This is a genomic window from Leucobacter sp. wl10, from assembly GCF_003569785.1.
GTDB lineage: Bacteria > Actinomycetota > Actinomycetes > Actinomycetales > Microbacteriaceae > Leucobacter.
Genome location: NZ_KZ983987.1, coordinates 475406 through 481791 on the forward strand (window position 1 = coordinate 475406; position 6386 = coordinate 481791).

Below are 6386 nucleotides of genomic sequence, written 5' to 3' on the forward strand. Positions count from 1 at the left end.
CGCTGCACGCGGGGGAGTCGGCGCCCACCGCCGAGCGCCTCATGCGCTCGCGCTACAGCAGTCGGATGACATGTCTGCGACGGGAGCCGCGGCGATGACGGCGACGCTGGGCTACTGGATGCGTGAGAGCGGCTTAAAAGGGTGGGAGAGAGAAAAGGGAGTATTAAAGCAAGTTGGATGTTCTACTTTTAGTAGAGGTTGCGTAAGCTGAGGAATGTGGAGGGATCAAAAGCTGACCCCTCCGAGAAGATCCGGGGAGTGATCTCAATGAAGAGCCCACTTAAAGAAGTGGTGTCAGCTTCGGCTGTGAATCGCGACGGTGAATGTCACATGTTTCGCGGAGGTTGCCGCCTGCTTAGGTGTCGCGGCGCTCGACGCGGAGGCCTTGGAGGACGAACGCGACGGTCTCGTCGACGAATGGGGTCAGGTCGACGCTGCGGTCGCGCTGCACCTCGGTGACACCCACGTCGAGGACTGCCTCGACGATCGAGACCGCAACGGACAGCGGCATCTGTCGGAAAACACCGGCGTCCATGCCTCCGGCGAGGATGTCGCGAATGATTCTTGAGTCTTCCTCGGTGCCGGTCAGATAGAGAGGGGTGCCGTCCTCTGTGCGGTGTGCGACCACGATCTCGATTCCGGCGGTCACCTCGGCGCGATGCGATCCGACGTAGTTGAGGTACGCGCGCAGGTAGGCCTTGAGCTGTGTAACGGGGTTCGTCTCGGCGAGGATGACCTGCGCGACCTCCTGACCGAGGTCCGTGAACACCTGGTCGACGACGCTCAGCAGCAGCCGGTCCCGCGCGCCGAAATAGTAGACGATGGCGCTCTTGGCCACGCCGGCGCGCACCGCGATCTCGGACAGCGAGGCGCGGTGATAGCCGATCTCGTTGACCGTCGTGATCGCGGCGGTGATTATTTGCGCGCGACGCGCGTTCTCGGTGAAGGTGCGCGAGGCGAGGTCTGGTGACGGCACCGTCCCATCATCCCCGCCCGAACGGCGTCGCTCGCACGAGGACCCCATCGAGGAGCCCCGGCGCGGCGTCGTCGGCGAAGCCGATGCCGTCTGCGATCGGCACGTCGGGTGCCTCGTAGGCGCACCAGCCCGCCGCGGTCATCGCCGAGACGGTGCACAGTCCGATGCGACGTTGCAGTACGGACTGCCGTACGGCGATGGTGCTGACCGCGTCGCGACGCAGCACGGACGTGCTGCGACTGAACAGCCCGCCCCGCACGACGAGGTAGTCGCCGTCGATCGTGTGGCCGAGTGCCCGGTAGGCGATAACCGCAGCGCCCAGTGCGATCGGCCAGAACCCGAGCGTCGCCCACGGAATCCACGCCGGGATCACGCCCGTCACCGCGGGCGCGGCGAGGAGGAGGGGTGCGATCGCCGACAGTGCGGTCGCCCACCAGAGCCGACGATGGAGGGCGTTACGCGGGTGCCGCTTCACCACTGATTCGAAAGGGTTCGCCGCTCCGAAAACGTCGCGGGCGACGCGCCGCGCCACCGAGATCGGACCGCGGGGCAGGATCGCCGCGGGCTCCTCAGCGTCCCACAGGTTGAGTCCGGTCGTGATGATGTTCGTGTCGGCCATACCCATCCATCGCCACAGCACCGGTTCCGAGATCGTCAGTCCGCGCATGCGCGACTCGTCCCGGTTCACCTCCCGGGTGCTGAGCAGCCCGCGGCGGGTGCGCAGGTAGGTGCGCTCGCCCGAGCGCGTGCGCGCGAGTTCGAAGCGCCAATAGCCGAGGAGGAACGTGACGCCGAGTCCGATCGCACCGATGAGGCCGGCGGCCGCGACCACGAGGAGGGTCACGCCGACCCAGCCGATCACGTCCCAGACGGCGAGCCGCGCGACGAACCCGAAAAGGTCGATGCCGAACGACGAGAGGAACCAGAACGCTCCCCATAGGAGGCCCGCCGTCATAAGAAAAGCCCAGATGTTGAGCATGTTATAGAAGACCCACCGTGGCCGGAAGGTCGCGAACACCTCGACGCTCTCGATCGAGGGGTTCCGCAGATTGTCGGATGCTGCGGGCGCGCCGGTCTCCTTGTCGTTGGCGGCGGGTGTCGCCGTGCGGCACGGCGCCGCCGCGTCGAGCAGCTGCGAGCGGAGGGCCGCGGCATCCGCTCTCGACAGGGCGTCGAGTACGAGCGCCGATTCCCCCGCGCCGGTCTGCTGCCCGGCACCGACCGTGACGATGCGTAGTCCGGCGAGTCGGTGGCGGAGCTTCGCCACAGTGTCGACACTGCGGACGCGGTCACGGTGCAGCGTGCGGTGGCGTCGGACGAAGAGTCCCGTGCGGCGCTCGATGTCGAACGGCGTGACCCGATATGAGGTGAACGCCCACCTGAGGATGTCGGAGACGGCGCCGGTCACACCGAACACCGCGACGAAGATTAGCGGCCAGAGCGCGCCGAAGGTCACGGGCACGCCAAAGCCCCATACCGCGACAGATGTCGGGGTGAGCGAGAGCAGGCTCACGACGATGTCGACCCACACCACGCGCACGCTCAACCGCTGCCACTGCACCTCGTCCGTGGCAGCGGGCGCGCTATCCGCGGTGCCGGCGGCGCGAGCGCCGTCGACGGCGTCGGCGGTCATGTCGCGTCCCCTTCCTCCAGCCCTGCGACGATCGCGAGGCGCGCGGCGGCCTCCTCTGCGGTAGCACGGTCGAGTCCGCGGATCGAAATGGCACCGTACGAAGACGCCGTCGTCACGCGCAAGGTCGACAGGCCGAACAGCTGCTCCAACGGTCCGCGGAGCGCGTCGACGGTCTGAATGCGCGAGGTCGGCGCCACGCGCCACTCGACGATGAGCCATCCGTTCGAAGCGTACGTCGCGCGCTCAGTGATCTCCCACCGGTGCACACGAAAGCGCCAGAAGGGCTCGAGCGCCACCGTGACGACGAGCAGCACCGCCAAGACGATGGTCGGCGCGAGGAGCCAGACACGCAGCGACTCCCACAGGGCGGCCGCGACGATGAGCGCGGTGAGGGGGATGCCGCAGAGCAGCAGGTTGCGCAGCATCCACCACGGGATCGCCCTGCGCTCGAGCTGCAGCGCGGGCGGGCGCATGCGAGCGTCGGGCGGTCCGTACACGTCGATGGTATCCATATGACTAGTTTAGACCGATCGGTCTAATTCTTGTACATCCGTTCTAAGTATTGCTGCGGGCTCGGCGTCGGGCTGCGGCATTGGCCCTGCGGTGTGACCGCCGATCCCGGTCAGCCCCACGGGTGCTTGCAAACGACCGTTAATGAGTCAGTCGATGTTCTCCTCGCTCAGGCTGGTGAGTCGCGTCTCATGACTCGTGTCGGCGATCTATGTAAACCGCGCGGCGTTCGCGATACGCTGAGGCATGGCCACGATCGGTTACGCGCGCGTCTCGACCCGAGACCAGAATCCGAACGGCCAGACGGATGCGCTCGAAGCTGCGGGTTGCGACAAGATCTTCGTGGAACATGCATCCGGCACCCTGGCGAAAAGGCCGGCGCTGACGGAAGCCCTCGGATATCTGCGAGAGGGGGACTCGTTCGTGGTGACGAAGCTTGACCGGCTCGGCCGGTCTGTGCGGAACCTCAAACAAGTCGCGGACGAGCTTCAGCAGCGTGGGGTCGGGTTAAGGGCCCTGTCGCAGGGCATCGACACCACCACGCCGGGTGGGCGTTTGTTCTTCCACATGCTCGCTGCGATCGCGGAGTTCGAGCACGACCTCATCGTGGAGCGCACTCATGATGGTCTCGCGGCCGCCCGCGCACGCGGGCGGAAGGGTGGCCCGAAGTTCAAGATGACGCCGACGAAAGTTCGGCAAGCCTGGGCGATGTATGACGAGGGCGGCCACACCGTCCAAGAGATCGCCGACACGTTCGGGGTGTCCCGGCCCACGATCTATCGGCACTTGGCCGAGCACGTCGAGCGGGCCTGACAAGGGATCATGGCGCACCTCAGCGACCGGCAGAAAGCCGAGCTTGTGCGCCAACACCAGGATGGGGTGCCGTGGACGCGGCTTGCGGAGCACTCCGGAGTTGCGGTGCGGACTCTGCAACGCTGGGCAGCTCGAATGGAGACGGGGCAGCTCGGGAGAGCCCCTCGCCGCGATAAGGGATCGACGCGCACTGCCGCCGGACTGGTCACCGCAATCGAGGCGCTTGCTGTGCGCCGGCCCGCGCCGACGATCGCGTACATCCACCGCCGCATCGGTGACATTGCCCGGGATCGTGGATTGCCAGCCCCGGGATACACCACGGTCCGCGAGATCGTGCACTCGCTCGACCCAGGCCTGACGGCTCTCGCTGACGGCGGGGACGCCGCATATCGCGACAGGTTCGAGCTGGTCTACCGCCGCTCGACCTCCGCGCCAAATGAGCAGTGGCAGATGGACCACACCCTGCTCGATGTAATGATCCTCAACGACCGACAGCAACCCGTCCGCCCCTGGCTCACAATCGCGCTCGACGACTACTCGCGAGCAATCGCCGGCTACGCACTCAGCGTCTCAGCACCCACGGCCGAGCAGTCCGCACTGGCGTTCCATCAGGCCGTCGCTCGGAAACGAAACCCGAAGTGGGTGGTGTCGGGCCTCCCGGACATCCTCTACAGCGATCACGGGTCCGACTTCACCTCGACCAGGATCGAACACGTCTGCCTCGACCTCCACGTGCGCATGATTTACTCGCGGGTTGGCGTTCCGCAGGGGCGCGGCAAGATCGAACGGTTCTACCGAACGATCACGACCGAGCTGCTGCCACACCTGCCCGGCTTCATCCCGCACGGCACCGGCGGGGCACCCGTCAGCGAACCCAGCCTGACCTTGCACCAACTCGATGACGTGCTCGAGCGATTCATCGTCAACGAGTACAACGAACGACCACATTCAGCGACCGGCGCAGCCCCTCACGCACGATGGCGGAGCGACAGCTTCATTCCTCGGATGCCTGCTCACCCGGAAGACCTCGACTCGCTCCTGCTGACGGCTGCGGCAACACGACGTGTGCAACGCGACGGGATCCGCTTCGCATCGACCCGATACATCTCACCGGTCCTCGCCGCGTATGTAGGCGAAGAGGTCACGGTCCGATACGACCCCCGCGACCTGGGCGAGGTGCGAGTGTTCCACGACAACGCATTTTTGTGTCGCGCGATCGCGCCCGAACGCTCCTCAGAGACCGTCTCGTTCACCGATCTGCAAACCGCGAGGAACCAGCAACGCCGCGCCCTGAAACAGCAGCTCCGCGAGCTCACCACTCACGCTGGCTCACTACCTGAAGACACCCGCCACCGCCCCGAAGTTGCGCCTGTACCGGAGAGTGCACCCAACCGCGCAACGCCACCCCCGGCCCGACACGGATTGAGAACCTATGCCAACGACTGAACCAGACGACGGCAAACCCATCTCCGTCCTTTTCGAGCCGGGCGATGACGGGCGCCGGTTCCTCAGCGGCCATTTCGATGAATTCAAAGAAGCGCCACCACCCCACGCAGACACGCGGCCCGCTTTCGTGACCACGCGGGAGCACCGCCGGTTCAAAGAGTTCGCAGACACCGTTCGCTCGCACCGCTACATCGGCCTCTGCTACGGTCCACCCGGGATCGGCAAGACACTCTCCGCCCGCCACTACGCCGGCACCGACGAATGGGAACAATGGCACCCCCTCTCACGCAGCACCGGCGCCCTGCCGCCCGTCCCTGAGGCGGTCCAGCAAAGCAGAACGGCATTCTTTACGCCTACCGTCGCCGCGACTATCAAGCAGATCGACCAAGGCTTGCCGCGCGCTTGCCAACACATCTCCTGGGCCATCGACTACGCCCAGCACGGCCACGTCGACCCCTACGTTCACGCCGAATCCCAATACAGCGGGAACACCGAACTGCTCATCATCGACGAAGCCGACCGGCTCAAGACCGCAGGCCTCGAACAAGTCCGCGATTTCTACGACCGCCACCGAATGGGCGTCATTCTCATTGGCATGCCCGGCATCGAGAAGCGTCTCGCCCGCTACCCTCAGCTCTACAGCCGCATCGGCTTCGCTCACGAATACCGACCCCTCCGCAGCGACGAGCTCACCGCCGTCATCGCGCAGTGCCTACCGGACCCCGACCCGGATGATGCAGGTCTCGCCCACACGGCAGCTCTCGCCGCGATCGTCCGCGCAACCAACGGAAACTTTCGCCTCGCCGACCGGCTCGTCACCCAGGTCAACCGCATCCTCGACATCAACAGGCATACACGCCTCACCCCGGAGGCCGTCGACGCAGCCCAGGAAGCACTTCTGATCGGACGATAAGCGACGCGAGAACCACGACATTTAACGTCGCAAGTCACAGCTTCGGCAGCGGCGCTGCTTCTAGTGGTGTGTCCCGTAAATAGATACTTATTTGC

6 protein-coding genes are annotated in these 6386 nt (G+C 65.7%); 3 read left to right on the top strand and 3 right to left on the bottom strand.

What is annotated here, in order from left to right; translation table 11 throughout:
• Nucleotides 1-355 precede the first annotated feature (355 nt).
• From D1J51_RS02255 to D1J51_RS02265, 3 genes are read right to left on the bottom strand one after another with little or no spacing between them, the layout of a single operon-like run.
• Nucleotides 356-976, bottom strand: coding sequence for a TetR/AcrR family transcriptional regulator (locus tag D1J51_RS02255; RefSeq protein WP_162903613.1), 621 nt, complete (start codon nt 974-976; stop codon nt 356-358).
• Nucleotides 977-983: 7 nt separating this feature from the next.
• Nucleotides 984-2609, bottom strand: coding sequence for a PH domain-containing protein (locus tag D1J51_RS02260; protein ID WP_119073515.1), 1626 nt, complete (start codon nt 2607-2609; stop codon nt 984-986).
• Nucleotides 2606-3121 carry a PH domain-containing protein gene (locus tag D1J51_RS02265; protein ID WP_119073516.1) on the bottom strand — a complete coding sequence of 172 codons (516 nt, stop codon included), beginning with the start codon at nt 3119-3121 and terminating at the stop codon, nt 2606-2608. The genes D1J51_RS02260 and D1J51_RS02265 overlap by 4 nt, the downstream gene beginning before the upstream one ends.
• Before the next feature lie 244 nt (nt 3122-3365).
• Between D1J51_RS02265 and D1J51_RS02270 the strand changes: the two genes are divergently transcribed.
• Genes D1J51_RS02270 through D1J51_RS02280 form a run of 3 tightly spaced genes read left to right on the top strand, consistent with a single transcriptional unit; the run spans nt 3366 to nt 6291 of the window.
• Nucleotides 3366-3932, top strand: a complete 567-nt coding sequence (locus tag D1J51_RS02270; RefSeq protein ID WP_119073517.1) for a recombinase family protein — start codon at nt 3366-3368, stop codon at nt 3930-3932.
• A 9-nt stretch (nt 3933-3941) separates the two neighbouring features.
• Nucleotides 3942-5378 carry a Mu transposase C-terminal domain-containing protein gene (locus D1J51_RS02275; RefSeq protein ID WP_119073518.1) on the top strand — a complete coding sequence of 479 codons (1437 nt, stop codon included), beginning with the start codon at nt 3942-3944 and terminating at the stop codon, nt 5376-5378.
• Nucleotides 5365-6291: an AAA family ATPase gene (locus D1J51_RS02280; protein ID WP_119073519.1), complete on the top strand. Its 927-nt coding sequence runs from the start codon at nt 5365-5367 to the stop codon at nt 6289-6291. The genes D1J51_RS02275 and D1J51_RS02280 overlap by 14 nt, the downstream gene beginning before the upstream one ends.
• The last annotated feature ends 95 nt before the right edge of the window (nt 6292-6386 follow it).

Coding starts and splice junctions, on each gene's coding strand:
- D1J51_RS02265 (WP_119073516.1), bottom strand. CDS start 3,121: ATGGATACCATCGACGTGTACGGACCGCCCGACGCTCGCATGCGCCCG.
- D1J51_RS02270 (WP_119073517.1), top strand. CDS start 3,366: ATGGCCACGATCGGTTACGCGCGCGTCTCGACCCGAGACCAGAATCCG.
- D1J51_RS02280 (WP_119073519.1), top strand. CDS start 5,365: ATGCCAACGACTGAACCAGACGACGGCAAACCCATCTCCGTCCTTTTC.
- D1J51_RS02260 (WP_119073515.1), bottom strand. CDS start 2,609: ATGACCGCCGACGCCGTCGACGGCGCTCGCGCCGCCGGCACCGCGGAT.
- D1J51_RS02275 (WP_119073518.1), top strand. CDS start 3,942: ATGGCGCACCTCAGCGACCGGCAGAAAGCCGAGCTTGTGCGCCAACAC.